This is a genomic window from Streptomyces venezuelae (assembly GCF_008642375.1).
Lineage (GTDB): Bacteria > Actinomycetota > Actinomycetes > Streptomycetales > Streptomycetaceae > Streptomyces > Streptomyces venezuelae_G.
Window position 1 is genome coordinate 2,310,664 of the sequence record NZ_CP029194.1, and the last position, 25,604, is coordinate 2,336,267.

Here is a 25,604-nt window from a genome sequence, read left to right on the forward strand (position 1 = left end):
GGGTGGGGCCGGGGGCGGTCCGGGGTCAGTGGGACGGTCCGGGGGTGTTCCGGAGGGCGCCCGTCGCGGGGATGTGGGCCCGTTCGGCCGCGGCCAGGGCGTCGGCGAAGCGGTCGAGGACCGCGGTGGCCTGCTCGTCGGTGAGGGTGAGCGGGGGCAGGAGCCGGACCACCGCGGAGTGGCGGCCGCCGAGTTCGACGATGAGTCCGCGGGCGAGGCACTCCTGCTGGACGGCGAGGGCCAGGGCCGGGGCGGCGGGCGGGACCGGGTCGTCCGGGCCGGCCGCTTCGGGGTCGACGAGTTCGACGCCGATCATCAGTCCCCGGCCGCGGACGTCGCCGACGCAGGGGTGGGCGGCGGCGAGGCCCTGGAGTTGGCCGAGGATACGGGCGCCGAGGATGCCGGCCCGTTCGGCGAGCTTGTTCTCGCGGACGTACGCGAGAGTGGCCGTCCCGGCGGCCATGGCGAGCTGGTTGCCGCGGAACGTGCCGGCGTGTGCGCCGGGTTCCCAGGCGTCGAGCTCGGACCTGTAGACGATGACGGCGAGCGGGAGGGAGCCGCCGATGGCCTTGGAGAGGACCATCACGTCGGGCACGACGCCGCTGTGCTCGACGGCCCAGAAGGCGCCGGTGCGGCCGACGCCGGTCTGGACCTCGTCGACGACGAGCGGGACGGAGCGGTCGGCGGTGATCCTGCGCATCCGACGCATCCAGTCGTCGGGGGCGGGGATGACCCCGCCTTCGCCCTGGACGGCTTCGACGATCATTCCGGCGGGGGTGGTGACACCGCTCTTGGGGTCGTCGAGGACGTTCTCGGTCCAGCGGGCGGCGAGTTCGGCGCCTCGGTCGCCGCCGACGCCGAAGGGGCAGCGGTACTGCTGCGGGTACGGCAGCCGGGTCACGCGGACGTCGGTGGCTCCGCCGGAGGCGGAGAGGGCTCCGGCCGTCATGCCGTGGTAGGCCCCGGTGAAGGCGAGGAGTCCGTCGCGGCCGGTGGCGGTGCGGACGAGTTTGAGGGCCGCTTCGACGGCGTCCGTGCCGGCCGGCCCGCAGAACTGGATGCGGGCGTCGTCGGCGAGTCGGGCCGGCAGGGTGGCGAACAGCTCCGAGGTGAAGGCGTCCTTGAGAGGGGTGGCGAGGTCGAGGACGTGGAGCGGGGCACCCGAGTCGAGGACCTTCCTGATCGCTTCCAGGACGACGGGGTGGTTGTGGCCGAGGGCGAGGGTCCCGGCGCCGGAGAGGCAGTCCAGGTAACGGCGGCCGTCGGCGCCCTCGATGGTCAGGCCGCGAGCCCGCACGGGGACGATCGGCAGCGAGCGGGCGTAGGTGCGGGCGGCGGACTCTCGCTGCGACTGGCGGCGCAGGATCGCCTCGTACCCACCGCCTTGGTCCGTCGCGTCGCCCGTCGTGCTCCGCACCTGCGCGGCCGGTGCGACGGCAGGAGCTGATTCGGTCACGGCCACGGCTCGGTGTCCTCCCGCTGTAACGGTTGCGTTGCACATCGGGGCGTCGTGGAGCCGCCGCAAGGGCCTTCCTGAACGCCGCCGTTGTGTCCCCCGTACGTACCAACGACGGGAACTGCCGGGGATCACGGGCCGGTGGCAAGAACTTGGCGTGTCCCGGATCACGGCACGGCAACGGCTGAACGACAGTCGGAACCGGCGGCGGGGCGGGTACCGTCCCCTCCGGCACCGGCATAGTTGGGGGCCGTCGGTCGCCGTCCGTGAGGTCGGGGACCGCCGTTCACCCATTGCACACACGTAGATGTAGTCCCAGGGGGATCACGAGATGCGATCGATTCGTCCGCTGCTGATGGCGGCTTCCGCCGTCGCGGCGCTGACGCTCACCGCGACGGCCTGCGGCCCGACCGAGGACGTGGGCGCGGGAGACAAGCCCAGCGCGCCCACGAGCCTGAACCCGGCTGACAAGATCAAGATTCCGGAGGACCTGAAGGAGCGTCTGAAGGAACACGGGATCGACCTCGACAAGTGGCGCGACGGCGAGTGGAAGAACTGGGACCGCGACAAGTGGCTCCGTGAGGCCAAGGACTTCGTCAACCCGATCATCGAGGACCTCTGGGACCCGGACCGCATGCGGGACGCCGAGCGCCCCGACAAGCCGGTCGAGGAGGAGGACATCTCGGGTGACGAGGGTGTCACCGACCCGACTCCGGCCGCGGTCAAGGCGAAGGCCGTCGCCCCGAAGTACCACGGCAACGCCGCCGAGGCCGGAAAGGTCTTCTTCGACGGCCCCGAGGGCTCGATGGTCTGCTCGGCCACCGTGGTGCAGGACCCGGCCCACCCGGGCAAGTCCAACATGGTCTGGACGGCCGGGCACTGCGTGCACAAGGGCAAGCAGGGCGGCTGGTACCGCAACATCGCCTTCGTGCCCTCGTACAACGACTCCGCGCTGCCGACCTCCGCACTGGAGAAGGCGACGCGGGAGCAGGTCGCTCCCTACGGCGTGTGGTGGGCGGACTGGGTCAAGACCTCCGACGAGTGGATCGCCGAGGGCGCGTCCACGGGCGGCGCCGGTGCCCCGTACGACTTCGCGGTCATCCAGGTGACGCCGGAGAAGGGCGGCTCGGGCAAGTCGCTGGAGGAGACGGTCGGTTCGGCGCTCCCGGTGGACTTCAACGCGCCGGCCGTGCCGAAGATCGCGAGCCTGACGGCGACCGGCTACCCGGCGGCGCCGCCGTTCGACGGCCAGAAGATGTTCCAGTGCCAGGACAAGCCGGGCCGGCTGTCGCTGAAGGCGGAGCAGCCGACGATGTACCGGATCGGCTGCACCATGACCGGTGGTTCGTCCGGTGGTGGCTGGGTGGCCCAGGGCAGCGACGGCAAGCCGGCGCTGGTGTCGAACACCTCGATCGGCCCGGCGACGGCCGGCTGGCTCGCGGGTCCGCGACTCGGACCTGAGGCCAAGGCGATCTTCGACGAGGTCAGCAAGAAGTACGCCGGGCAGTAGGCACGGCACGGAGGCGGGGCCCATGGGTCCCGCCTCCACCCATGTCCGGCCGACGGCCCGCGTCCCGGACGCGGAACACCTCACAGGGGGAATGCACCTCATGCGTTCTGTACGACTCATATCCGCCGCACTCGGCGTGGCCACGGCGCTCGCGCTGACCGCCACGGCCTGCGGCCCCACCGAGACCCCGGCCGCCGACGCGCCGGCCGTGGGGGCGAGCAGCTCCACGCCCGCCGCCGACGGCGCCGGTGACGGTGACGACCTCGCCAAGGACCTCGCCGACAAGCTGAAGAAGCACGGCGTCGACCTGGACAAGTGGAAGGACGGCGAGTGGAAGAACTGGGACAAGGCGACCTGGCTCCGTGAGGCCGAGGACTTCGTCAACCCGGTGATCGACGGCCTCTGGGATCCGACGCGTATGCAGTCGGCGAAGAGCCCGGATCAGACGATCACCGCGCAGGCCGGCGCGAGCGGCACCGACCCGACGCCCCGGCCCGTCAACGCGCAGCGCGAGAAGACGCCTTACCATCGCAACGCGGCCCCGGTAGGGAAGATCTTCTTCGACTCGCCCGAGGGCCACATGGTCTGCTCCGGCACCATCGTGAAGGACCCGCGCCGGCCCGGGAAGTCCAACATGGTCTGGACGGCCGGACACTGCGTCCACGCGGGCAAGAGCGGCGGCTGGTACCGCAACATCACCTTCGTGCCGGCCTACAACGACCTCGGCAAGTCGCCCTCGGCCCTGCGCAACGCGCAGCCGCACGAGATCGCGCCCTACGGCCAGTACTGGGCCGACTGGGCGGTGACCTCGGGTGACTGGATCCAGCGCGGCGGTTCGAACCAGGCCTGGCCGTACGACTACGCCGTGCTGCACGTGCAGCCCGAGCGGGGCGGCAAGTCGCTGGAGGAGACCGTCGGCGCCGCGCTGCCGGTCGACTTCTCCGCGCCGACGGCCGCGCAGGCCGGGACGATGGGCGCCTGGGGCTACCCGCAGGCGCCGCCGTACAACGGCCTGATCATGCACAAGTGCCTCGACCGCGCGACGCGGCTCACCACGGCCCCGGCCACGCCGACGATGTACCGGATCGGCTGCACGATGACCGCCGGTTCCTCGGGCGGCGGCTGGTTCCGTGTCCTGCCGAACGGGAAGACGGCCCTCGTGTCGAACACCTCGATCGGCCCGGCCGGCGGCAACGGCTGGCTCGCCGGACCACAGTTGGGCCGGGGCGCCAAGGCGGCGCACGAGATGGTCAGCAAGAAGTTCGCCCGCTGACCCGAGGGACACCGCGTACGGCACCGCATCACCAAAGAGGGCGCTGCCCCCTCCCCGTCGAGGGAGGGGGCAGCGCCCTCTGTGATCGTTCGCCGTGGGTCAGTGCGCGGCGGGAACGTACGGCGCGAGCATCGCCGCCAGCTCCTCGTGCACCCGGGCCTTCAGCAGGGTGCCCTCCGGGGTGTGCTCCTCGGACTCCACCTCGCCCTCGGCGTGCACCCGCGAGACGAGACCGCCCTGCGTGTACGGCACGAGGGCTTCGAGCTCGACCTCGGGGCGCGGCAGTTCGGCGTCGATGAGCGCGAGCAGCTGCTCGATGCCCTGACCCGAACGGGCCGAGACCGCGATGGAGTGCTTCTCCATCCGCAGCAGACGCTGGAGGACCAGCGGGTCCGCCGCGTCCGCCTTGTTGACGACGACGATCTCCTTGACGTTCACCGCGCCGACGTCCCGGAAGACCTCGCGCACGGCGGCGAGCTGCTCCTCCGGAGCCGGGTGGGAGCCGTCCACGACGTGCAGGATGAGGTCGGACTCGCCGACCTCCTCCATGGTGGAGCGGAACGCCTCGACCAGGTGGTGCGGCAGGTGCCGGACAAAGCCGACGGTGTCGGCCAGGGTGTAGACGCGGCCGGTGGGCGTCTCGGCCCGGCGCACGGTCGGGTCGAGGGTCGCGAACAGGGCGTTCTCCACGAGCACGCCCGCCCCGGTGAGGCGGTTGAGCAGGGAGGACTTGCCCGCGTTGGTGTATCCGGCGATGGCGACCGACGGCACCTTGTTGCGCCGGCGCTCCTGCCGCTTGATGTCGCGGCCGGTCTTCATCTCCGCGATCTCCCGGCGCATCTTCGCCATCTTCTCGCGGATGCGGCGCCGGTCGGTCTCGATCTTGGTCTCACCGGGACCACGGGTGGCCATGCCGCCACCGCCGCCGCCACCCATCTGACGGGACAGCGACTGACCCCAGCCTCGCAGTCGCGGCAGCATGTACTGCATCTGCGCGAGCGCGACCTGTGCCTTGCCCTCTCGGGACTTGGCGTGCTGGGCGAAGATGTCGAGGATGAGGGCGGTCCGGTCGACCACCTTCACCTTGACGACGTCTTCGAGGGCGATGAGCTGGCCGGGGCTGAGCTCGCCGTCGCAGACGACGGTGTCGGCGCCGGTCTCGACGACGATGTCGCGCAGCTCGCGCGCCTTGCCGGAGCCGATGAAGGTCGCCGGGTCCGGCTTGTCACGGCGCTGGATCACGCCGTCGAGCACGAGGGCGCCCGCCGTCTCGGCGAGGGCCGCGAGCTCCGCCAGGGAGTTCTCCGCGTCCTGCACGGTCCCCGAGGTCCAGACGCCGACCAGCACGACGCGCTCGAGGCGCAGCTGGCGGTACTCGACCTCGGTGACGTCCTCGAGCTCGGTGGAGAGGCCCGCGACACGGCGCAGGGCCGCACGCTCGGAGCGGTCGAACTGGTCGCCGTCCCGCTCTCCGTCGATCTCGTGGCTCCAGGCGACGTCCTCTTCCATCAGGGCATCGGCCCGAAGGCTCTCGGTACGGTTCGTCTCCGCGAAGCGCTGCTCGTCCTGGGAAGGGGAAGAAGAGGAGGTCATTGGGTCCTTACGTCGAAATGACGTCGCCTGACAGCGACGAAGTTGAATCTGTATCCGTCGCAACGCGTGACGGCACCGGAAGATTCCCGGTTCCGGCCGCGTCGCCGACCTGACGATGGTGGCACGGCCCTGCCGTGCCCGTCACCCGGGTTTCGCCGCCGTCCTGACGGCCTCGGCCGGGCGGGAGCGCCAGTCGGGGTGCCCGGGCATGGGCGGGGTCTTGGCCGCGTACAGCCAGTCACGGAAGAAGGCGGTGAGGTCCCGTCCCGCGATCTCGCCGGCCAGCGCCGTGAAGTCGGCGGTGGTGGCCGTGGAGTCCCGGTGGTCGGCGACCCAGCGGCGCTCCAGGCGCCCGAAGGCCTCGGTGCCGATCTCCTGGCGGAGGGCGTAGAGGACGAGGGCGCTGCCGTCGTAGACGACGGGCCGGAAGAGGCTGATCTTGTGGCCGGGCGAGGGCGGCTCGGGGGCGGCGGGCGGGCCGCCGTCGGCCCGCCACCCGTCGGAGGCCGCATAGGCCGCCTTCATGCGCTGCTCCATGGACTTGCCGGCCTTCTCCTCCGCGTAGAGGGCCTCGTACCAGCTCGCGTGTCCTTCGTTGAGCCAGAGGTCGGACCAGGTGCGGGGCGAGACGCTGTCGCCGAACCACTGGTGGGCCAGCTCGTGGACCATGATCGAGTCGACGTACCACTCCGGGTAGCCCGGCTCCGTGAAGAGGCCGCGCTCGAAGAGGGAGAGGGTCTGCGTCTCCAGCTCGAAGCCCGTGTCGGCGTCGGCGACGAGCACGCCGTACGTCTCGAAGGGGTACGGGCCGACCTGCCGCTCCATCCATTCCAGCTGGCCGGGGGTCTTGCGGAGCCAGGGCTCCATCAGCTCCCGGTCGGCGGTCCGCACCACGTCCCGCAGGGGCAGGCCGCCGGGGCCGGTCCGGTGCACGACGGTGGAGCTGCCGATGGAGACCTGGGCGAGCTCCGTGGCCATCGGGTGGCGTGTGCGGTACGTCCAGGTGGTGGTGGCGCCGTGGTCGACACGGCCGGCGGGCAGGCCGTTGGCGACGGCGGTGAGCGTGCTGGGGGCGGTGATCCGGAAGGTGAAGTACGCCTTGTCGGCGGGGTGGTCGTTGGAGGGGAAGACGCGGTGGGCGGCGTCCGCCTGGTTGGCCATGGCGAGGCCGTCGCCGGTGCGCACCCAGCCGCCGGTGTCGGCGGGTCCTGTGGGGTCGCTGGTGTGGGTGACGGTGATCTCGATCTGCTCGCCGGCGTCGACCGGCACGGCGGGGGTGATGATCAGGTCCTCGCCGCGGCCGGTGTACGCGGCCGGGATGTCGTCGACGGTGACGGCGGAGACGGTCCCGTGGGTGAAGTCGAGGTTGAGCCGCTCCAGGTCCGCGGTGACGCGGGCGTCGATCCTGGTCACGGCGGCGAGCGGCTTCGTGTTGACCCCCGGATAGGTGAGGTCGAGGTCGTACGCGAGGACGTCGTAGCCGGGGTTGCCGAGGTGCGGGAAGAGCGGGTCGCCGATGCCGAGCGGCGCCGGGGCGGGCAGCGCGGCGGCGACGAGCCCGGTCGAGGCGGCGACGAGGACGGCGGCACGGAGCCAGCGCGCACGGGGCAGGGGGTTTCGGACGAGCGGCATGGGCCAGGCCTTTCCGGAGGACTGGCCCTACGGCTACCAGGGGATTCCCCGCCGCACGGGGCGGCGCGCTCGCCCGCCACCCGAAGGGGTCATGCCTGATCGTGTCGTGTCGTGCCGCGCGGTGGGTGGGTGGGTGGGTGGGTCGGCGTGCGGCGTCAGGAATCGCGCGGCTCCGTCCTCCCCCGTCGCCGGGCGCGGTTCACGTCGTACACGCCCGGCACGTCCCGCATGGCGCGCATCAGTGCGGGGAGACCGGCCGCGTCGGGGAGGTGGAGGGTGTACGTGTGACGGACACGCTGTTCGCTGGGCGGCTCGACGGTCGCGGCGACGACCGCAGCACCGGCGGTGGCGATGGCCTCGGTGAGGTCGGCGAGGAGGCGGGGCCGGCCGAAGGACTCGGCGACGAGCGTGACCCGGCACTGGGCGGTGTCGCCCCAGCGGACGGCGACGGGCTCGCGGCCCACGCCGCGCATGGTCTCGACGGCCGCGCAGCCGGCCCGGTGGACGGTGACCGAGCCGCCGCGGACACGGAATCCGGTGATCTCGTCGGGCGGTACGGGGGTGCAGCAGCCGGCGGGGCGGACGACGGCGGGCGGCTCGCCGTCCAGGTCGGCGTGGAGGACGGCGCCGGAGCGCCGGTCGGCCGGGACGTTGACCCGGGGCCTGGGGCCCGCGTCGGCGGGGGCCGCGGCGGCCTCGGGGTGGGCCTGGAGCCAGCCGCTGATCGCGATCCGGGCGGCGGCGGTGCGGGCGTGGTCGAGCCACTCGGGAGAGGGCCCGGACACGGTGTCCTGGGCGAGCAGCAGCTGGACGGTGTCCCCGTCGCCGAGGACGGTGCTCAGGGGGGCGAGGCGGCCGTTGACCCGTGCCCCGAGACAGCCGTGGGCGGCCTCGCCGTGCTGGGCGTAGGCGGCGTCCACACAGCTGGCTCCGGCGGGCAGGCTGATCGGCCCGGGGGCGCTGCCGTCGGCGCTGAAGACGGTGATCTCGTCGTCCTCGGCGAGGTGGGCGCGGAGCGAGCTCCAGAAGGTGTCGGGGTCGGGGGCGGACTGCTGCCAGTCGAGGAGTCGGGAGAGCCAGCCGGGGCGGGTGGGGTCGACGCGCTCGCCGTCCTCGGGCTGCGGGTCGAGGGTCGGGACGGGGGCCGGGACGGGGGCCGGGACGGGGCCGGAGGCGGCGGGAGGGGCGGGCCGCCCCGGGGGCGGTGTCGGACCGGCGTACGGTTCCTGACCCGCGTACGGATTGCCGAGGGCGACGACTCCGGCCTCCGCGACCGTGTGCATCCGGTGGGTCCTGATGAGGATCTCGGCCACGGCCCCGTCGGGGGCGGCGATCGCGGTGTGCAGCGACTGGTACAGGTTGAACTTGGGGGCCGCGATGAAGTCCTTGAACTCGGAGATCACCGGAGTGAAGCAGGTGTGGAGCTCACCGAGGACCCCGTAGCAGTCGGCGTCCTCGGCGACGAGGACGAGGAGCCGCCCGAAGTCGCAGCCGCGCAGTTCGCCGCGCTTGAGGCGGACGCGGTGCACGGAGACGAAGTGCCGTGGCCGGACGAGGACCTCGGCACCGATGCCGGCTTCGCGCAGGACGGCGCCGACCTGTTCGGCCACGGCGTCGAGGGCGTCCCCCGCGTGGGAGTTGCCGGCGATGAGCGCGCGGGTGTTCTCGTACTCCTCGGGGTGGAGGATCGCGAAGACGAGGTCCTCCAGCTCGGTCTTGAGGGCCTGGACCCCGAGCCGTTCCGCGAGGGGGATGAGGAAGTCCCGGGTGACCTTGGCGATCCTGGCCTGCTTCTCGGCGCGCATCACGCCGAGGGTCCGCATGTTGTGGAGGCGGTCGGCGAGTTTGATCGACATGACGCGGACGTCGTTGCCGGTGGCGACGAGCATCTTGCGGAAGGTCTCGGGCTCGGCGGCGGCGCCGTAGTCGATCTTCTCCACCTTGGTGACGCCGTCGACGAGGTAGGCGACCTCGTCGCCGAACTCCCGGCGCACCTGGTCGAGGGTCACGTCGGTGTCCTCGACGGTGTCGTGGAGGAGGGAGGCGGTCAGGGTGGTGGTCTCCGCGCCGAGTTCGGCGAGGATGAGGGTGACCGCGAGCGGGTGCGTGATGTACGGCTCGCCGCTCTTGCGGAACTGGCCGCGGTGCGAGGACTCGGCGAGGACGTAGGCACGGCGCAGCACCGCGAGGTCGGCCTCGGGGTGGTGGGCCCGGTGTGCCTCGGCGACATGGCTGATGGCGTCGGGCAGCCGGTCACGGGGGGCAGGTCCGGCGGTGGCGCCCAGCAAGGCGGCGCGGCCGAGGCGGCGCAGGTCGATGCGGGCGCGTCCGCGTCTGCGGACGGTCGTGTCGGTGACGGCGGCGTCGGCCGCGCTCACAGGGTTGGTGGCCTCTGCGCTCATGGGGCACCTCCGGCAACGTCGACCGGCGGTGGGCGGGCCAGGCGAGCCCTGGGGGCCGGTGCTTGATGCTACCGACCCCACCACGTGGCGCAGTCACGCTCTCGCTCAGCGTGAACCGGATCACCCATTCGAGCGACAAATCAGTCGTTGACTGTTTCGATTTCCTGGACTCCGGTGGGCACCGACAGCCATTCCGGGTCGATGGTGCCCTCGGCGACGATGACGGCGGGTCCCGTCATCTCGATCTCGCCGTCGGGGTGCTCGGTGATGACGAGGGTCCCGCCGAGGACCTCGACGGTGTACGTGACGGGGGTGCCGCTCGCGAGGGGGTCGGCGCCGTCGCGGCGGGCCGTGGCGACGGCGACGGCGCACGCGCCCGTACCGCAGGAGCGGGTCTCGGCTGCGCCGCGCTCGTGGACCCGCATGGCGACGTGCCGGGGGCCGCGGTCGGCGACGAACTCGATGTTGACCCCGTCCGGGTAGACCGCGGCGGGCTCGTAGGGCGGCTCGGTGAAGAGGTTGCCCGCGTGGCCGAGGTCCTCGACGAAGGCGACCGCGTGCGGGTTGCCCATGTTCACGTTCCGCGCGGGCCAGCTGCGGCCGTCGACGGTGACGGTGACTTCGGCCTCGGACAGGACCGCGCGGCCCATGGAGACGGTGACGGAGCCGTCCTTGTCGAGGTGGACGCGCTTGATGCCGCCGCGGGTGGCGACGGCGACCTCGCCCGCGGTGACGTGGCCGGCGTGCTGGAGGTAGCGGGCGAAGACCCGGACCCCGTTCCCGCACATCTCGGCGACCGAGCCGTCGGCGTTCCGGTAGTCCATGAACCACTCGGCCTCGTCGGCCAGGTGCCGCGCCTCGGGGTGGGCGGCGCTGCGCACGACGTGCAGCAGTCCGTCCCCGCCGATGCCGGCCCGTCGGTCGCAGAGCCGCGCGACGGAGGCGGGGCTCAGCTCGACGGCGTTGTCCGCGTCGGGGACGATCACGAAATCGTTCTCGGTGCCGTGGCCCTTGAGGAAGGGGAGCGGCGAGGTCTGCGTGCTGGTCACGCGATCAACTGTACGGGGCCTGTCCGACAGACCGCGCGGGCGTCCACGCACGAAAGGCGCAGGGGCTGCGTGTCGCACGGGAGCCGTGCGAGGGGCGTGCGTGCGGAGGCGTACGGGAACGGACGAACTCAGCGGAGGCGGGCGACGCGCCAGACGGCCAGGGCGACCAGGACGGTGATCGTCGCCACGTACAGGGCGAGGACGCGCCAGTCGGGGCGCTCGCCCGAGCCGCGCTGCGGGAGCCCGGGCCAGGTGTAGCCGACCTTTCGCGCGGCCATCATGCCCCAGCCGGCCGCGCAGGAGCTGATGAGCAGTCCGAGCATGGCGAGGACGGCGCCGCCGTCACCCGAGCCGAAGGCGAGCGGGAACGCGAACATCAGGGAGCCGACGGCCGCGAGGCCGACGATCGGGGCGAGCTGCCAGATCCGCAGGCGCCGCTGCGGTCTGAGCTCGACCTCGACCTCGTCGGCGTCCACCTCGACGGCGGTGCCTTCCGCGTCGTCAGGACCGTCCGGTGTCAGGCCCGAGGCCCCGACCGGGGCTGCGCCCGTCGAGTCACCCAGGACCGCTTCCTGCTGTTCTCTGTCGCGAGGGCCGGCCTCCATCGCCACGCGCCCTCCCCACTCGGACTCCACTTGGTCGATCGATGCTCGATGATGGCACGCTCCTGACCGCCGAACTGACGGGCAGGGCGTCCCGATGCCATCACGTGATCAGGCTGTAACCGCTCGTTCGACCAACGACAGCGCCTCCCGCGGGAGTTCCCCGCGGTGATCGGCGGCTCCACTGAGCCAGTGGACCCGCGGGTCGCGCCGGAACCAGGAGTCCTGGCGGCGCGCGAAGCGCTTGGTGGCGCGCACGGTCTCGGCGCGCGCCTCGTCCTCGGTGCACTCCCCCGCGAGCGCCGCGAGCACCTGCTGGTAGCCGAGGGCGCGGGCGGCGGTACGGCCCTCGCGCAGGCCCCGCGCCTCCAGGGCGCGCACCTCGTCGACGAGGCCGGCCTCCCACATCCGGTCCACGCGCAGGGCGATGCGCTCGTCCAGCTCGGGGCGGGCCACGTCGACGCCGATCTGGACGGTGTCGTAGACGGAGTCGTGTCCGGGCAGGTTGGCGGTGAAGGGCTTGCCCGTGATCTCGATGACCTCGAGCGCGCGGACGATGCGGCGGCCGTTGCTCGGCAGGATCGCGCGGGCCGCCTCGGGGTCGGCCTCGGCGAGCCGGGCGTGCAGGACGCCCGAGCCGCGCTCCTCCAGCTCGGCCTCCAGCCTGGCCCGGACGACGGGGTCGGTGCCGGGGAACTCCAGGGCGTCGACGGCCCCCCGTACGTACAGGCCGGAACCGCCGACGAGGATCGGGCTGCGGCCCTCGGCGAGGAGCCGGTCGATCTCGGCGCGGGCCAGTCGCTGGTACTCGGCGACGCTGGCGGCCTCGGTCACGTCCCAGATGTCGAGGAGGTGGTGCGGGACGCCGTCCCGCTCCTCCATCGTCAGCTTGGCGGTCCCGATGTCCATCCCCCGGTAGAGCTGCATCGAGTCGGCGTTGACGACCTCGCCGCCGAGCTGTTGAGCCAGATATACCCCCAGATCGGACTTTCCGGCTGCAGTGGGACCGACGACGGCGATGACCCGCGGGGCGGGAGCTGCACTTCTCACCGCACCAGTCTCGCAAACCTCCCGACCCGTCCCCGAATGAGCTACGTGACGAGCCCCCTCCGGCTTCGTTGCCTGTTGCGAGGTTCCGGCCGTCGGTCACCGCCGAGCCCCTCCCATCCGAGTACGCTATGGAGTGAATATGGGCGTTTTTGCAGTGTTTCGCCGTAAGAAGAAGGATGTGGTCGAGGCCTCGTCGGAGGAGACCGGGGCCGTCGCGACGCCGACTGCCGACGCCGCCGACGCGACCGAGACGGACGCCGTGGCCGGAGCCGATGCCGAGGTCGCGGCCGATGTCGGTGTTGACGTCGAGGTCAAGGTCGAGGTCGAGGTCGACGGTGATGCCGATGGTGACGTCGATGTCGCAGCCGAGACCGTTGACGTCGCCGAGATCGCGGCCGACGACTCGGCGTCTCCGGCAGCCGGGACGGCGGACCCGGTGGACGGTGCGGCCGACGTGGAAGCCACGGAAGGCGTCGACGCGGACGAGCGGGCGGCAGGAACGGTGGCCTCCGAGGTCGTGGAGATCCCGAAGCAGCAGTCGGCCGAGGCCGCCGCGGACAACGAGGCAGGCGAAGGCGCCCGCAAGTAGGCCCCCGGGGTCCTGGGGGCAGGACACGGAACACGGATCCCCCGAGGGTCCGCGGAGGGAAGGTGCCCCATGGGTCTCCTGGATTCACTGAAGGCCAAGCTCGCCCCGGCCAAGGACAAGGTGGCCGACCTCGCGCAGCAGCACGGGGGCAAGATCGACAACGGTCTCGACAAGGCCGCGAAGCTGGTCGACGAGAAGACCAAGGGCAAGTACAGCGACAAGATCCAGTCCGGTACGGGCAAGGCCAAGAACGTGGTGGACCGGATCGGTCACAAGGACGACGGCACGCCCGGGAGCGGCGGCACGACCCCGCCGCCGACCGCCTGACGACCGGCGTCACCCCCACGACGCAGCCCCTCCGCACGGCGGACGGCCGCGGAGCATCGCGCTCCGCGGCCGTCCGCCGTTCCTGCGTCCTGCGTTGTCGCGCGGTCCGTCGCTGTCGCGCGGTCCGTCGCTGTCGCGCGGTCCGTCAGGACCAGGCGGCGACGATGTACTCCACGCCGTAGGGCGCGTCCTCGTGGAGGAGCCGGCCTTCGAGCCCCGCGCCCTCGGCGGCGCCCGCAAGGACCTGCCAGGGCGCGCGGCCGGCCGCCTTCAGCTCGTACGCCAGCTCCTCGTCCAGCGCGAGCAGCGCGGCCACGTCGGCCGCGCCCAGCGCGCGGGCCGCCCCGGCGTCGAAGCCGGCCGCCCGCTCGTCCAGGTAGCCGGGGGCCTTCACGGTCCGGCACGCGCTGCCGTCACCCATCACGAGGAGCGCGACCCGGTCGGCGGAGGCGGCGAGCTCACGGCCGGTCGCGGCGCAGGCCTCCGCCGCCTCCCGCTCGTCCACGCCCCGGCCCTCGACGGGCGCGTCGGCCCAGTCGGCGCGGCCGAGCATCCAGGCGCCGACGGCGAGGCTCGCGGGCAGCGGGCGGTCGGCGGCGGGACCGTCGCCGAGGCGTACGGAGAGGTCGACCCCGAAGCCGGCGAAGGAGCCCGTCGAACCGGCCGGGAAAACACCGGTGGCACCCGCGCCGGCGGGGCCGACGACGTACAGCCGGTCGGGACGCGAGGCGGCGAGCAGTCCGACGGCGTCGGCGCAGGCGGTGCGCGCGGCGTCCAGTTCGGGGGCGGCGCCGGTCGCGACCTCGGGGACGAGGAGCGGCGGACAGGGGCAGACGGCTGCGGCGACAAGCATGATCCGCACCCTACTGCGCCGCCGCACCACGCCCACCCGGACAGGCCCTGGGGCCGCGGGCCGGTGGGTCACCGGGGCCCTCGGGCCACCCGCCCCCGGTGGCTCAGCGGAGCCCCGGGGTCACCGGCCCCCGACGGCTCAGTGGCTTCCGCAGGCCGGTGCGTCGGCGGCCGGAAGGGGTTCCGGGACGCCGATCTTCGGGAGGCCGAGCAGCACGCCGGCCGGCTTCGCGGCGGCCTCCGTGTTGCGCTTCTCCCAGGCGTCGCCGGCGCGGGTACGGCGTACCGACGTCGTCAGGCCCTCGGCGAGCAGGTGGTGCGGGGCGGCGTAGGTGATCTCGACGGTCACGACGTCGCCGGGACGGACGTCCTGCTCCGGCTTGGTGAAGTGGACGAGCCTGTTGTCGGGGGCGCGGCCGGAGAGGCGGTGCGTGGCGCCGTCCTTGCGGCCCTCGCCCTCGGCGACCATGATCTCCAGCGTGCGGCCGACCTGCTTCTTGTTCTCCTCCCAGGAGATCTCCTCCTGGAGCGCGACGAGGCGCATGTAGCGCTCCTGCACGACGTCCTTGGGGATCTGCCCGTCCATCTCGGCGGCCGGGGTGCCGGGCCGCTTGGAGTACTGGAAGGTGAAGGCGTTCGCGAAGCGGGCCTCGCGGACCGCGTGCATCGTCTGCTCGAAGTCCTCCTCGGTCTCGCCGGGGAAGCCCACGATGATGTCGGTGGAGATGGCGGCGTGCGGGATGGCCGCGCGGACCTTCTCGATGATGCCGAGGAAACGCTCCTGCCGGTACGAGCGCCGCATCGCCCGCAGGATCGAGTCCGAGCCGGACTGCATCGGCATGTGCAGCTGCGGCATCACGTTCGGCGTCTCGGCCATCGCCGCGATCACGTCGTCGGTGAAGTCGCGGGGGTGCGGGGAGGTGAAGCGGACCCGCTCCAGGCCCTCGATCTGGCCGCAGGCGCGCAGCAGCTTCGAGAAGGCCTCGCGGTCGCCCAGGTCCGAGCCGTACGCGTTGACGTTCTGGCCGAGCAGGGTGATCTCGGAGACGCCCTCGGCGACCAGCGCCTCGACCTCGGCGAGGATGTCGCCGGGGCGGCGGTCCTCCTCCTTGCCGCGCAGCGCGGGGACGATACAGAAGGTGCAGGTGTTGTTGCAGCCGACGGAGATCGAGACCCAGGCGGCGTAGGCGGACTCGCGCCGGGTCGGCAGCGTGGAGGGGAAGGCCTCCAGCGACTCGGCGATCTCGATCTGCGCCTCCTCCTGGATGCGGGCGCGCTCCAGGAGGACCGGCAGCTTGCCGATGTTGTGCGTACCGAAGACCACGTCGACCCAGGGGGCCTTCTTGACGATGGTGTCGCGGTCCTTCTGGGCGAGGCAGCCGCCGACGGCGATCTGCATGCCGGGACGCGTGGTCTTCATCGGGGCGAGCCGGCCGAGGTTGCCGTACAGCTTGTTGTCGGCGTTCTCGCGGACCGCGCAGGTGTTGAAGACCACGACGTCGGCGTCGCCGTCGGACCCGCTGGGGGCCCGGACGTACCCCGCGTCTTCCAGCAGACCGGAGAGCCGCTCGGAGTCGTGGACGTTCATCTGGCACCCGTAGGTGCGAACCTCGTAGGTCTTGGATCCTTCAACGCTCACTGCGGGACTCCGGTCGCTGCTGCTGGTCATGGCTCAAGGGTAGGTGCTCCCGGAAGCTGCCAGGCCCGAGGTTCGGCGCCACAGGACCTGGACGGCCCGGGGCCCGGGCGTCCCGGAAACGCGGTGTGCCCGCCGATCGACCGGATCGGCGGGCAGCTCGACCGGACGGTCCGTCCCTGTCGCGCGGTGACCGGCTCAGTCCCGGCCGGCGTCGCGGGTGAGCAGCTCCGCCTGGCGCCCGGCGAGCGCCGATGCCGCCTCCCAGTCCCAGGCCGGAGTGCCGCTGAGGCTGAGGACGACGAGGTGCGTCCCCACCACGCCGGCGAGGAGCAGGGTGAGTCCGGCGAATTCGCCCGTGGTGGCACGCTCGGCTCGCTGTTCGCGGGCCCAGACCGCGGTCGCTCCGGCGAACGGCTTCGCCTCGACATCGCGCTCGTCCACGACCCCGACCGCGGCTCGCGGGTTGGTGAGCAGCCGGTCACCTGCCTCGTGCAGCGCGCGATGCGCGTCGGACTCGGAGGCCAGCGGCACGACCTGGATCCAGGCCCATCGGTCGTGGCCGTCGTGGAAGGACCGCCAGGCGGTGACGCTGCCGCTCTCCCGCGCGCGATCGGCCCAGGGCGTCGGCGCTCCCGCCCGTCCGGTCAGCCAGGTGCGCTCGTCGACCGTCTTCCATCGGCCGGGAAGATCCTCGCCGGTGAGAAGGCGGGACAGGACCGCCTGGTGACCTTTGCCCGCCGCGAACCGGGCCAGCGCGAGCCTGAAGTGCTGAATCATGCGGTCAGTCCCCTGACATTCCCCAGAAGACCAACCCGACGCAGTTTCCCTGACCGTGGTAAACGGGTGCGCAGCAACCCGAGCCGCGGAACATGGGGGGAAGGTCCGAGGCGGACGTGCGATAGACGTCCTCGATGCGCTCTCGGGTCGGGTGATCCGTACCGAAGTATTCGACCAGTTCCTCAGGATTGACGATCCTGATCGCACCGGTCTCCTCGTAATCGCTGTCGTCCGACACGATCACGTGGTCGACATCGAGGATGGAATGAGCCCCCTCGGCTTCCAGACCTCCGCCCTCGATCAGCTCTTCGATCGATTCCGGGTAGGGATCCTCATTCCGCCATGACTCTTCGAAAACCTGTTGACGGAGTTCTTCGAGCGCAGCCTGAGGATCGTCGTGCTTGTCGGTGAAGTAAATCCACCGGGATGCTCCCACTGTGGCTCCCATCGTTGCGAAATCGCCCTGGGCGAGGCGGATAAGGCCCGGTCGGGCACACGGACAGTGTGCCCGACCGGGTTCGTGCTCAGTGTTACAGGACCACGGCGCAAGCAGGCATCGCGGGCCCGCAGGCCGGGGAGAGGAGTTTCCCGAGCCACCACAGCGTGCCGCCCACCGCGAGGGCGCCGGCACCTGCCTTGACCTCGTTCGGGACCGTCATCGGTTCGGTCGCCGGTTCCGTGGCGGGACCGGGAGTACGGGACGTCGGCAGATAGAACGCCTGATACGTGACGACTCCGTGCTGACCGGAGAAGAAGTCGGAGTTCTCGAGTTCGAGGAACTGACCTCGCTTCCCGCCGGGACCGACGAGGGGGTGCGGCAGCCGGAATCCCGGCTTGACGTCCAGCCCCGCATAACGCGAATCCCGCTTCATGAAGTCGACGTACCAGTCGACATCATCGATGCCGTATCCCTCCGCGGGTGCGTACTGGTTGTTCAGCCACGGAAGCTTCGCCTTGTGCTTCAGCTCCCACACATAAAGCGTGTTCCCGTCCCGGTAGGTGATGTCCGCGGCTCCTTCGCCGCCCTTTCCGTCCTTCGCGCCACCCGCGACCGGGGCCTCCATCTGAACGCGCCATCCGCCGGTGGGGCCGTACTTCTTGATGGCCTGGGCTTCGAGCCAGCCGAACATGATCAGCTGGGCCATGTAGTGCGTGTTCGACGTGATGGAGGATGCCGCGGCCTTGGGGGTCGACGTCGTCGGGCACGGCCCGATGAAACCGGGCGAACCGCATCCGCTGGTGGGGGCGCTTCCGCCGTCGTCGGTCCTGTGACCGTCGAGCTCGACGTTGGTGACGGGGTTGCCGCCGGTGAAGGCGTACCGGTTGCCGGTGTACGGGTCGGAGCCGAGGCTCATGTCGGCGAGTGCGCCGTCGTACATGTCCCGGGTGGTGAAGCGGTTCAGCCCCGGGTTGTAGTCGCGGAACCCCATGTCGTAGGTGCCGGTGGCGGCATCCCAGCGCTTGGAGTTGAAGCGGTACGGGTTGTACGCCTCCTTGTCGGGGTCGGCCGTCTCGGGCTTGTCGATGCCGGTGAACTCGGACTTGTCGTCGGAGCCGTAGGCGGTGTAGCCGTAGGTGGCCTTGGTGTCACCGGCGCTGTCGGTGAGGGTTTCGGCGTCGGTGTGGCTGTTGTAGCCGTAGACGCCGAGTTCCTCGCCGCCACCGCCGGTGTGCTTGATCTGCGAGAGGCGCTCGCCCCAGGGGCTGTACTGGTACGACTTGGTGACCGCCCCTGCCACCTGCTCGTCCAGCACCTCGGTGCTGGTGCCGAGGTAGTTGTAGTCGGTGGTCTTCGTGCCTTCGGTCTTGGTGGTGGTGCGGTCCAGCGGGTCGAAGACGTACGTGGTCTTCTTCGACGTGCCGTCACTCTGCATCTTGGTGTGCTCGATGACGTGGTCGAAGCCGTCGTACGTGTTGTCCTCGATCGTCCGACCGCCCGAAGTGACCTGATCCAGCCGTCCGTAGGCGTCGTAGGCGTAGTTCGCGGTGGCCCCGCCGGTGGTGGCGGTCAGCAGCCGGTTGCGGTCGTAGGTGAAGGTGGAGGCGACACCCTTGACGTTCTGGCTGATGACGTTGGCGTTGTCGTCGTGGACGTACGTCTCGGTGCCGGCGCCGTTGCCCGTCTTGACCGACTTGGCGAGCCGGTCGGCCGGGTCGTAGGTGTAGTCGGTGGTCGAGGCGAGAAGCGCCGCGTGATCGTCGGCGTTCATCTTCTTCGCCACGTCCTGGGCCTTGTTCCCGTTCGGGTCGTAGGCGTAGGCGTGCGAGGAGACGAGGGTGCCGTTGGGCTTCTTCTCGGTCTGGGTCTTGACCGCTCCGTTGAGGTAGTAGGTGTAGTCGACGGTGTTGCTGTTGGCCTTGGTCTCCTTCAGACGCTGGCCGCGGTCGGTGTACGTGTACGCGGAGACCTTCGGGGAGGCGTCGGCCGCGGTCTTGCCGACCTTGACCGTCTTGACCATTTCCCTCAGGTCGTAGAGGTACGACGAGTACTGGTCGGGGTGGCTGACCGTCTCGGGCTGGCCGTTCACGTCATACGTGTAGGCGGTGGACTTCCGCTCCTGACCGGCCAGCGCCTCGGTGACCTTGTCGACCTGGTTGAGGCCCGTGTAGGTCATCGTGTAGGCGTCGACCCGTGCACCCGTGGAGGTGTCGTCGATCGAGGTCAGGTTGCCGTTCGCGTCGTAGGCGTACGCGAAGTTCTTCCGGTCGGCGCCGGCCGACGGCGCGTCCGTACGCGTCCGCAGCGTGCCGTCCGGCCAGTAGCCCGTGGTCTGCGTCCGGGACGGGGAGCCACCGGCGCCCGTCAGCGTCCGCCTGGTCTGCTTGCCGTTGTTGTCGTAGTCGTACTCGGTACGGATGTCCCAGCTGTCGACCGACGTCCTGGTCCAGCCGTTGTCGAAGTACGTGTAGTCGGTCTCGTTGCGCGTCGACTGTCCCTCGGACGGCGGCGCGGAGACCTTCTTCACGCGGCCGATCTCGTCGTACACCGTCTGGGTGTAGACGTTGGGGTCGTTGTAGCGGGCGTCCGCCGGGTCGTACGGCTGGTACTTCTTGACCGGTCGGTTGAGCTTGTCGTACTCCGTACGGGAGGCGAAGTCCTCTGTGTTCGACGTGGCCGTACCGCGCGGGGTGACGACCTTGAGGGTGTTGCCGACCTGGTCGTACTCGAACCGCGTCGTGCGGATCGTCGTGCCCTCGTACGGCGTCCTCTGCTCGACGACCTTGGCCCGGTCGTCGTAGACGACCTCGGACTTGTTGCCCTCCTTGTCGGTGGTCGCGACGGCGAGGGAGTCCTTGTCGTACGTGGTGGTCGTGAACTTGCCGAGCGCGTCCGTGACCTTGACGACGCGGTGGTTCAGGTCGTAGTCGGTCCTGGTCGTGTAGTCGGTGGTGTCGGCGGTCGCGTTCTTCTTGGGGTCGATCACCCGGACCGGGTTGCCCGCGTTGTCGTACTCGTACGACACCTTGTCACCACGCGCGTTGACGACGCTGACGAGCTGGTAGATCGCGTCGTAGTTGTTCGTGGTCACGAAGTCGGTGGCGTCCGCGGTGGTCGCCACGCCCTTCGGCTCGGTCGTCGTCCTGACGTTGCCGACCTTGTCGTACGTGTACGTCGACCTGCGGTTCGTGGTGTTGTTGTCCGGCCCGGTCGCCGTGGTGACCTGGTCCGCCGCGTCGTAGGCCGCCAACGAGACCGCCCCGTTGGGACCGGTGGTCCTGAGGACGTTGTCGTTGGCGTCGTACTCCGGGGCCGGAGTGGTGATGTACGCGCCGGCCGCCTGGTCCTTCGGCACCTTGCTGACCAGCGGGCGTCCGAAGGTGTCGTACGTCTGCGTGGTCACCTTGCCCAGCGCGTCGGTGACCGAGAGCACGTTGCCGCGCACGTCGTACGCCGTCGTGGTGACGTGGCTCTCCGGGTCGGTGATGGTCTCGGGGTAGCCGACGGAGCCGTACCCGCCGAACGTCGTGGCGTTGCCGTTCGCGTCGGTGGACTTGGTCTCCTGCCCGAAGCCGTCGTACTCGTGCTTCGCGGTGTAGTCGCCGACCGTGGCGGTGGCGACGCCCTTGGGGTCGGTGACCGACGTCAGGTTGCCGAAGCTGTCGTAGCCGAACTGCCACCTGCGGCCCTCGGGCGAGGTCTTGGTGGACAGATCGGCGGCGTAGCCGTCGACGCGGGTCTGGTACGCGTACTTCGTGGCGTTCGGCAGGCCGGCCTCGTTCGCCGGATCACAGAAGTACGTCGCGACCAGCTGCTCCGACGACCAGGACTTGGTGGTCTCCGCGTGCCACTGCCGCAGGGGGTAGCCGGTCTTGGGGTCGTAGCAGAAGGTCGTCTTGGCGCCGTTCGGCTCCTCCAGGTAGGTGACGTTGTTGTCCGCGTCCCAGTTGATCCTGGTGATTTCGGACTTCGCGTTCGTCACCTGCACCGAGCGGCCGAAGTCGTCGACCACGTAGGAGGTGGCGTGCGACTCGGCGTCGGTGACCTTGGCGTCGGTGAACTTCGTGTTCGACGCGTTGACGGAGTACGTGAAGCCGGTGTTGTGGCCGAGTCGGTCCGTGACGGTCTTCGTCCACCAGTGGTACTTCGGGTCGTCCCCGGCCTGCGGGGCGTAGTACGCCAGCTGCGTGGCATTGCCGCGCGGGTCCGTGGCCTTGACCAGCTTGACGTTCTTGTTGCCCTGCGTGGCGTCGTAGGTGAACGCGAAGACCTTCGGCTGAGCCGAGCCCGCTCCGTCGGTGAACTGCCCCAGCAGGCCCTTGGTGGTGTAGAAGAACTCGATCTTCCGGCCGGAGATGTCTGTCACCGAGCGGATGTGATCGTAGATCTTCGAGTTGTTGAGCGATCCTGTGTCCGTGGTCAGGACACCGGAGTCGTTGACGTACTGGTAGCCGTTCTGGCCCTTCTCCCAGTAGTCGACGGCCAGGGTCTGCCGGGCGGCCGGGTCGGTGATGTACTTGAGGAACTTGGTCGGCTTGTTGTTGGACTTCCGCTCCTCGTAGGTGAACGACATGGTGTTGCCGTTCCTGTCGACCGTGGACGTCATGTAGCCGTCGCAGCCGAACAGGAACCGGGTCCCGTCGGGCCTGGTCATGGTCCAGGCGTCCGGGATGGCGTCCTTCGTGGGCCGGCAGTCCAGGCCGGACTTCATCGTCAGCTTGAAGTGGACGCCCGCGGGGGCCTTCCACACGCTGTCGGTGGCGTCCCAGCGGAAGACGTGTGTGGTGCCGTCGCCGTCCGGGAGGCGGATCTCGGTGGGGTTGGGCTTGGGGTGGAACTCGAGCGGGGCGCCCAGCCGGATCGGGCCCGACGCCTGGAACGACCAGCCGTGGCCGGCGACCGTGTCACTCGTGTCGAGGCTGTTGTAGGCCATGCGGAAGAACGTGTTCAGCCCCCGCCCGGGGTTGTTGAACGCGTTGTACTGCCACACGTTGTTGCCCGAGGCCAGGTTGTTCATCACCGTGGACCCGGCGCCGGTGTTCTTGCCCGCGTAGGCGTAGAACTTCTCCAGGCCCAGCGTGTTGGAGGTGGGGTCCTCGACCGCCACGTTCTGCTTCAGCGACGGGATGGCGCCGGTGCCGGCGGACAGCCAGGTGCCGTCGGCGACCTTCTTGATGTCCCAGCCGAGCACGTACTCGTTGCGCTTGTTGCCGGAGTCCGAGTTGATCGGGGTCTTGACCTGCGCCTGGACGGTGGCCGACTTGCCCGGCAGGAGGGCAGGGACCGCGGTGGACAGCTGGTTGCCGCCCGTGGTGACGTCCGTGCCGTCGGGCAGCTTCCAGGTGTACGAGAGCACCCGCTCACCGGCCGCCCAGGCCGTGGACGTGGTGTTGGTGACCGTGAACTCCACCGTGTACGTGGTGTTCGGGGTCATACGGGCCGGGGTGGTCGGCGCGTAGTACGTGTCCTCGGTCGTCGCGTCGACGTAGATGACCTGCATGTACGGACGCAGCTGCGGGTCGGAGGCCTCGGACGACAGGAACAGCGTGCGCTCCTGCGGGCCGGTGGTGGTCTCGTCCTTCAGCTTGACCAGGACGCCCTTGTTGTTGGCGGGGGTCTTGACCCAGGACTGCATGAGTCCGGTGGCGTCCCACCAGTGGCGGCCGACCTCGTCGGTGATCTGCGGGACGGTGTCGGAGACGGCGGCGGAGAAGTCACCGCCGGCGGTGGTCCACGGCGTCGTCGAGTTCGCGTTGTTCCACGTGGCCTGGGTCTCAGTGAAGTCCCGGGTCAGGGAGTGGAGTTCGTAGATCGCGCCGTTGGTGGTGCTGGTGGTCTCGGCGCCCCACATGTACATCTTGTTCTCCAGCACCGTGGCGGTGGTGGGGATGGATGTGGTGGGGAACTTCAGGGCGGCGCGGGTCTTGCCGTACGTGCCGGAGTTGTTGCCCACGCTCAGCCAGGTCTGCGCCTTGCCGGAGACCAGACCGTCGTGGTTGACGGTCGGCTGCTGCGAGGAGAGCGTGGTGTCGGCCTGTCCCGCCTGGATGATCCTCATCGTCCGGCCGGCCTTGGGGATGCCCACGATGCGGGTCGGCGAGCCGAGGAGCTGCCCGTTCCCGGTCTTGACCGCGAGCTGGTAGTAGTACGACTTCCCGATCTCGCTGGAGCTGGAGTCCGGGGTCGGCACCGCGGTGGTGTCCGTGTACGTCGTCGCGGTCGAGGCGATCGGCGCGATCAGCGTCGCGGCCGACGGCGTGAAGACCTGCTGCGTGGAGCGGTGCAGCTGGTACTCCACGATGTCCAGACCGGCGTCACCGCTGCCGTTGGCGTACGCCGGCCACGACAGCTCGGGACCGGTGGAATGGACCACGGTCGGCGAGTTCAGCGAGGTGCCGACGGCCCCGTACGTCACCGTCAGGCGCGGGTACGTGGAGGTCTCACCGCCGTAGAGGTTGCCGTCGGCCGCCTCGTAGCGCGGGCCGCCGGTCGGCGCGGTGCCCGACTCGTCCTTGGCCTTGAGCACGAAGCCGTGGTTGACGGCCGTGCCGGAGACCCACTTCTGGACGGTGTCGGCGACGGGGAAGTCGTGCCACTTGTTGTAGTCCCAGGCGGCCTTGGTGATCTCGGCCGGGTTCACCAGCCGCACCGAGTCGGCGAGGGTACGGGTCGTGGCCGAGCCGGTGTCCCCGAGGACGATCTTGCCGGCGTTGCCCTTGGCGAAGCTCAGCTCCGCCGCGTCCAGGGTCTTCCAGACGCCGCCGGTGCCGGTCTGGTTGACCGTGTAGTTCTTGGTGCCGCCATTGTGGGTGACGGTGTACGGGGCGGCCGTGGCCGCGTCCGCCGCGGCCGGGTAGTGCGCGTCCACCCGGTAGGTGTCGGTCTCCGGGACCCTCGGCTGCCAGGTGTACGACTCGCCCGTGAGCGCGTTCTTGTTGGAGGCGTAGTCGTCGTTGGTCGCCGCGCCGCCGGTCGTGGTGCCCTTGGGCCACTCGCCGACCGCCGCCGTGCCGGCGTCACCGTCGTCCAGGGACACCGTGGTGCCGGACAGCTCGCCCACCAGCGCGCTGGTGTTGGACCAGTTCGCGGGCGTCGCACCCGCCTCGCTCCAGGCCCCGGTGGCCCGGTGCGCCTCGAGCACGACGGCGTTGGCGTTGGTGGTGTGCGACTGGTCGTAGTAGAGACTCAGGCGAGCCGCGTCGACCTTCACCCCCGCCGGGATCTCGCTCAGCGGGAACTTGATCAGCGAACGGGCGATGCCGGTGTCCGTCTTGCCGACCGACAGCTTCCAGGTGTTGTTGAAGTTCACCGCCGGCTGGTCCGACAGGACCATCGTGTCCTCGGAGACCGAGGCGATCGGCGTGATCGTGATCGTCGGGTCGATGACGACCGGGTACTGGCGCTCCTTCGCCGCGAGCCACTTGGCGTCCGGCGTGACGGTCAGCTTCCAGCCCTTGCCGTCGGCGTCCCGGACCAGCCTCTGGCTGACCCTGGTGCTGTACGTGCCGCCGGTGACCGACTGCGGATCCTTCTTGGCGTCCGTCATGTACGGGGCCGGGATCACCATCACCGGAGTGCCGGGGGCCTCACCGAAGAAGGCGATCGAGCCGTCCTTGCGGGTCTTCGGCGTCAGGCCGCCCTCGGTGTCCAGGGTGAAGGTGAACGACACCGGTCCGGCCGGGCGTTCGGCCAGGACGATGTCCTCCTTCACCTGGCCGTTGCCGACCCGGTACGACAGGTCCGCGCCGGAGACGGCGTCCTTGTAGACGACCCGGTCGCCCTTCGCCTCCGGCTTGAGCGCACCGGCGCCGGTCAGGCCGAACGTGACCGCCCCGCCGCTCTCCGCCTCGAAGCGCATGAACCGGCCGGCGTCGGAGCCGAACCAGCTCTTGCCGGTGTTCGTGGTGTTGGCGAAGTCGAAGCCCTTGTCCCGGGTGGCGCGCACCGCGGTCTCGACCGGCTTCCAGGACGCCCCGGACCGGTACGCCGTCGGCACCGCCGTCAGCTCGGCCTCGACCCGCCCGTCCGACAGCTGCCAGAAACGCGCCTGCGAGGTGCGCCTGTCGGTCAGCTCCTTGACCCGCTTCGCCTTCGGGAGCTTCTCGCCCTTCGGCAGCTTCTCCCGGCTGGGTATCTCCAGGTTCCCGCCGGCCGGGGCCTTCGTCTCGCCCCCGTCGTCCGAGAACCAGCCCGAAATCGTGTCGAAGACGCCCTTGTCCTCACCGTTCTGCGACGGCGATTCGGGAGCCGCATACGCGACCTGCGGCAATAGCGCGCCCGCTACCGCCGATACGACAAGACAGGAGAGAAGCCTCCTGTGTGGAACTTTCACTTCCATACCTTTCGGTATCGACGCACCCGTATCGCTGTAGGTGAAATGGGCACGACGAACGAGCCGGAGCGGAAATTTCTGC

General features: G+C 70.5%; 16 protein-coding genes. 4 read left to right on the top strand and 12 right to left on the bottom strand.

Annotated features, from left to right (window positions below; genetic code table 11):
• Positions 1-25: 25 nt before the first annotated feature.
• Positions 26-1,462: a diaminobutyrate--2-oxoglutarate transaminase family protein gene (locus tag DEJ46_RS10210; RefSeq protein ID WP_190622547.1), complete on the bottom strand. Its 1,437-nt coding sequence runs from the start codon at positions 1,460-1,462 to the stop codon at positions 26-28.
• A gap of 325 nt (positions 1,463-1,787) precedes the next feature.
• Between DEJ46_RS10210 and DEJ46_RS10215 the strand changes: the two genes are divergently transcribed.
• Together DEJ46_RS10215 and DEJ46_RS10220 are read left to right on the top strand one after the other, a co-directional pair.
• Positions 1,788-2,966, top strand: a complete 1,179-nt coding sequence (locus DEJ46_RS10215; RefSeq protein WP_190622550.1) for a trypsin-like serine peptidase — start codon at positions 1,788-1,790, stop codon at positions 2,964-2,966.
• 100 nt (positions 2,967-3,066) lie between these two features.
• Positions 3,067-4,239 carry a trypsin-like serine peptidase gene (locus tag DEJ46_RS10220; RefSeq protein WP_150265404.1) on the top strand — a complete coding sequence of 391 codons (1,173 nt, stop codon included), beginning with the start codon at positions 3,067-3,069 and terminating at the stop codon, positions 4,237-4,239.
• Between the two features lie 99 nt (positions 4,240-4,338).
• Here the strand turns inward: DEJ46_RS10220 and hflX are convergent, their stop codons facing one another.
• The 6 genes from hflX to miaA all read right to left on the bottom strand — a co-directional run bounded on the left by hflX (position 4,339) and on the right by miaA (position 12,567).
• Positions 4,339-5,832, bottom strand: a complete 1,494-nt coding sequence (hflX, locus tag DEJ46_RS10225; protein ID WP_150265406.1) for a GTPase HflX — start codon at positions 5,830-5,832, stop codon at positions 4,339-4,341.
• A gap of 141 nt (positions 5,833-5,973) precedes the next feature.
• On the bottom strand, positions 5,974-7,464 hold the full coding sequence (locus DEJ46_RS10230; RefSeq protein ID WP_150265408.1) for a M1 family metallopeptidase: 1,491 nt from the start codon (positions 7,462-7,464) through the stop codon (positions 5,974-5,976).
• A 155-nt stretch (positions 7,465-7,619) separates the two neighbouring features.
• On the bottom strand, positions 7,620-9,866 hold the full coding sequence (locus tag DEJ46_RS10235; RefSeq protein ID WP_150265410.1) for a RelA/SpoT family protein: 2,247 nt from the start codon (positions 9,864-9,866) through the stop codon (positions 7,620-7,622).
• A gap of 140 nt (positions 9,867-10,006) precedes the next feature.
• A complete protein-coding gene (gene dapF / locus DEJ46_RS10240; protein WP_150265412.1) occupies positions 10,007-10,915 on the bottom strand; it encodes a diaminopimelate epimerase in 909 nt (302 codons plus the stop codon).
• Positions 10,916-11,043: 128 nt separating this feature from the next.
• Positions 11,044-11,520: a hypothetical protein gene (locus DEJ46_RS10245; protein WP_150274290.1), complete on the bottom strand. Its 477-nt coding sequence runs from the start codon at positions 11,518-11,520 to the stop codon at positions 11,044-11,046.
• Between the two features lie 108 nt (positions 11,521-11,628).
• Complete coding sequence (miaA, locus tag DEJ46_RS10250) at positions 11,629-12,567, bottom strand: tRNA (adenosine(37)-N6)-dimethylallyltransferase MiaA (protein WP_150265414.1); 939 nt, start codon at positions 12,565-12,567, stop codon at positions 11,629-11,631.
• Between the two features lie 139 nt (positions 12,568-12,706).
• Between miaA and DEJ46_RS40740 the strand changes: the two genes are divergently transcribed.
• Positions 12,707-13,156, top strand: a complete 450-nt coding sequence (locus tag DEJ46_RS40740) for a hypothetical protein (protein WP_150274293.1) — start codon at positions 12,707-12,709, stop codon at positions 13,154-13,156.
• A gap of 69 nt (positions 13,157-13,225) precedes the next feature.
• Entirely contained in the window at positions 13,226-13,483 is a 258-nt protein-coding gene (locus DEJ46_RS10260) for an antitoxin (protein WP_150265416.1), read from the top strand.
• Between the two features lie 145 nt (positions 13,484-13,628).
• Here the strand turns inward: DEJ46_RS10260 and DEJ46_RS10265 are convergent, their stop codons facing one another.
• The 5 genes from DEJ46_RS10265 to DEJ46_RS10285 all read right to left on the bottom strand — a co-directional run bounded on the left by DEJ46_RS10265 (position 13,629) and on the right by DEJ46_RS10285 (position 25,528).
• Positions 13,629-14,336, bottom strand: coding sequence for a class III extradiol dioxygenase subunit B-like domain-containing protein (locus DEJ46_RS10265; RefSeq protein ID WP_150265417.1), 708 nt, complete (start codon positions 14,334-14,336; stop codon positions 13,629-13,631).
• A 138-nt stretch (positions 14,337-14,474) separates the two neighbouring features.
• Positions 14,475-16,004 (bottom strand): tRNA (N6-isopentenyl adenosine(37)-C2)-methylthiotransferase MiaB, encoded by a 1,530-nt coding sequence (miaB, locus tag DEJ46_RS10270; RefSeq protein ID WP_150265419.1) that lies wholly within the window; start codon positions 16,002-16,004, stop codon positions 14,475-14,477.
• A 165-nt stretch (positions 16,005-16,169) separates the two neighbouring features.
• On the bottom strand, positions 16,170-16,751 hold the full coding sequence (locus DEJ46_RS10275) for a hypothetical protein (RefSeq protein ID WP_150265421.1): 582 nt from the start codon (positions 16,749-16,751) through the stop codon (positions 16,170-16,172).
• Between the two features lie 4 nt (positions 16,752-16,755).
• Positions 16,756-17,187 carry a hypothetical protein gene (locus DEJ46_RS10280; RefSeq protein WP_150265423.1) on the bottom strand — a complete coding sequence of 144 codons (432 nt, stop codon included), beginning with the start codon at positions 17,185-17,187 and terminating at the stop codon, positions 16,756-16,758.
• Positions 17,188-17,281: 94 nt separating this feature from the next.
• Entirely contained in the window at positions 17,282-25,528 is an 8,247-nt protein-coding gene (locus DEJ46_RS10285; RefSeq protein WP_150265425.1) for a DNRLRE domain-containing protein, read from the bottom strand.
• Positions 25,529-25,604 lie beyond the last annotated feature (76 nt).